The following is a 2838-nucleotide window of genomic DNA, read 5'->3' on the forward strand; positions in this document are numbered from 1 at the left end:
CCGCCGGGGGTGTCGGTCGACGCCTCACCACCGGGACCGCCGGTCCACGCCCCACCGCCCGGACCGCCGGTCCACACCACACCACCGCCGGCCCACGCCCCACCATCCGGACCGCCGGGGGTGTCGGTCGACGCCTCACCACCGGGACCGCCGGTCCACGCCCCACCGCCCGGACCGCCGGTCCACACCACACCACCGCCGGCCCACACCACACCACCCGGACCGCCGGCCCACACCACACCACCCGGACCGCCGGCCCACACCACACCACCCGGACCGCCGGCCCACACCCCAACAACCGGACCGCCGGCCCACACCCCACCACCCGAGCCGCCGGTCGGCGGCTCAGCGCTCGAGTCGAAGGGGGATGGGCATGAGTCTTCCGCCCCGGGCTGTCGTTGTGCATCGGGCGACCGAGCTGACCGAGCTGGTTGCCCGGCACGGGACGCGTCAGCAGGCCGGGTTCTTCCTGGCCGGGCGCGGGCGTGACCTCGCCGAACTGGACGCGCGACACCAGGCGCAGCAGGACGCGCTGGCGACCGTCTCGGCGGCGATCCCGCTGGACTGGCGCCGCGCGGTGACCGAGCGCAACGATCTCGACCGCTTCGGGTTCGGCCCGGAGGACGTGGTGATCGCGGTCGGCCAGGACGGCCTGGTCGCGAACGTGGCGAAGTACCTCGACGGCCAGCCGGTGATCGGGATCAACCCCGAGCCGGCCCGCAACCCCGGCGTACTCGTACCGCACGAACCCGTCGCGATCGCCGACCTGCTGGTGTCACGCCAGGTCGCCGAGCGGACGATGGTTGCCGCGAGCACCGACGACGGACAGCAGCTGATCGCGCTGAACGAGGTGTACGTCGGCCACCGCACGCACCAGTCCGCGCGCTACCGGCTGAGCGCACCCGACGCGCTCCCGGAGCGGCAGTCGTCGTCCGGGATCCTGATCGGCACCGGGACCGGCTCGACCGGCTGGTGCCGATCGGCATGGCAGGAACGCCACAGTCCGTTGGCACTGCCAACGCCGACCGATCCGGTGCTGTGCTGGTTCGTCCGCGAGGCCTGGCCGTCACCGGCGACCGGTACCGACAACACCGAAGGGTTGCTCAAGGCACCGGATTCGCTGACGATCACGGCCGAGTCGGACCTGGTCGTGTTCGGCGACGGCATGGAGTCCGACACGTTGAGCGTCGGCTGGGGTCAGCGAATCGAGGTCGGCGTGGCAGCGGTCAAGCTGCACCTGGTGGTCTGAATCGTCGCGTGCCATGCCGAGTACAACCGGCGCGCCGATCCGCCGATCGGACCGACGGCGTTGAAGACCGCTCCCCGACTGGCCGGCTCGGCGTTCTCGATCGCGCCGACGGCCTGCTCGGGAGTGTCGATCGTCGACGAGCAGACGCTCAGTACGTAGTCCGGCACCTGCAGCTTCGGATCGACGCATCCGACCAGCGGTACGCCGACCGCTGCGACGACCGGGAACACCGTGCCGGGAATCCCCACCGCACACTCCGCCGAGGCTGACTCCGGCACCGAACCCAGCGCGCTGATCTCGTACCGGTCCCAGAGCATGCGGTCCTCGCGCGGATGCAGACCGACCACGATGTGCTTACCGGCCGCCTCGAGCTTGGCCGCCGCGTCGAGCAGCAGCTGCGTTCCCGGTGCCGCGTTGCCGGTCTGATCCGGGTGAGTCACGCTCGTCAGGACCAGGACACGGCCCTTCTGCGGCGCGTACGCCGGCAGGTTGTCGGTCTGCGGCGAGCCCAGCATCCTGACGCGGCGCTTCCAGCCGAGGTACGCCGCGAACACGTCCGCCTCAGCCGGCGCCGCCGCCGTCACCAGCTCGAGCCTTGACCGGAATTCCTTGGCCCGCGGCGCTTCCTGGGGCTTCAGATACGCCAACGAACTCGCCACCAACGGCAACCGCCGCAACGCCGCAGCCACATCCGCGGGCCAGTCCGAGGCGCCGTTCACCACCAACAGATCAGCCGACGGCACGTCTTCGAGCGTCGCAACCGGTACCGTTTCACCCGGCTTGATCTGCGTCAGATCAGGCACAACCTGAACCAACTCCCACCCCCGCAGCGCCGCCTCCGCGAGCAAAGGCTGCGCGTGGTAAGTGCCCCAAGGCTCATTAGTTGCCAACAGCACCCGAGTCCGCCGAGGCCGAGCGGCCAGCGAAAGCCCTGGGGTAGCAGCAAGCCCGACGCCAAGAGCACCAGCCTTCAACAACGTACGCCGCGTCGCAATCATGCAGGCGACCCTACGAAGCCCTGGTGAACGCCGCCTAGACCTACTCCAACGACTGGATGATCAGGTCCGCCCAAGAAAGACGGGAAGGCGAAGAAGCCCCGGGAGGGTGGGTGGGCTGGACTCCCGTGGGCTGGGCACCCGCCGGCTGGGCACCCGCCGGCTGCACTCCCGTCGGCTGCACTCCCGTCGGCTGCACTCCCGTCGGCTGGGCTCCCGCGGGTTAGCTCCTTCGCCAGCCGCAGTCAGTCCCATCCAACTGGTTTGTCGGAGGACGGTGCATGGCTCGCGGGGTTCCGGCGTGGCGCGTGAGCCAGGTTCGCGTCCCGCCGTCAAAGCCACCCACAAGAGCAGCCTCGCCAATGGCGTGGGATTCACGCGCCGACCAACCCCGGGGAACGTCCGCTCCGGAACGGCGTGCTCTGCACGTCACACCAGTCCAGCGCACGCCACGTCGCCCGCGAACGTCCACGCCCCGGAACGCCATGCCCCACGCGACACACCACCCGGGCACACGCCAATCCGCCGGCCAACGTCCATGCCCCGCAACGGCATGCCCCGCGCGGCACGCCAGCCCAGCGCACACCGTGCCGC

The 2838-nt window shown here is 70.8% G+C and carries 3 protein-coding genes; 1 reads left to right on the top strand and 2 read right to left on the bottom strand.

Features of this window, described 5'->3' with window-relative positions:
• A partial coding sequence (locus tag ABZW60_RS08465; protein WP_355475092.1) for a hypothetical protein occupies positions 1-290 on the bottom strand: 290 nt, incomplete at its 3' end.
• Positions 291-373: 83 nt separating this feature from the next.
• Between ABZW60_RS08465 and ABZW60_RS08470 the strand changes: the two genes are divergently transcribed.
• A complete protein-coding gene (locus ABZW60_RS08470) occupies positions 374-1249 on the top strand; it encodes a hypothetical protein (RefSeq protein ID WP_355475093.1) in 876 nt (291 codons plus the stop codon).
• Here the strand turns inward: ABZW60_RS08470 and ABZW60_RS08475 are convergent.
• Positions 1198-2247 carry a hypothetical protein gene (locus ABZW60_RS08475; RefSeq protein ID WP_355475094.1) on the bottom strand — a complete coding sequence of 350 codons (1050 nt, stop codon included), beginning with the start codon at positions 2245-2247 and terminating at the stop codon, positions 1198-1200. The genes ABZW60_RS08470 and ABZW60_RS08475 overlap by 52 nt on opposite strands.
• Positions 2248-2838 lie beyond the last annotated feature (591 nt).

Source organism: Kribbella sp. NPDC003557 (assembly GCF_040610805.1).
Taxonomy (GTDB): domain Bacteria; phylum Actinomycetota; class Actinomycetes; order Propionibacteriales; family Kribbellaceae; genus Kribbella.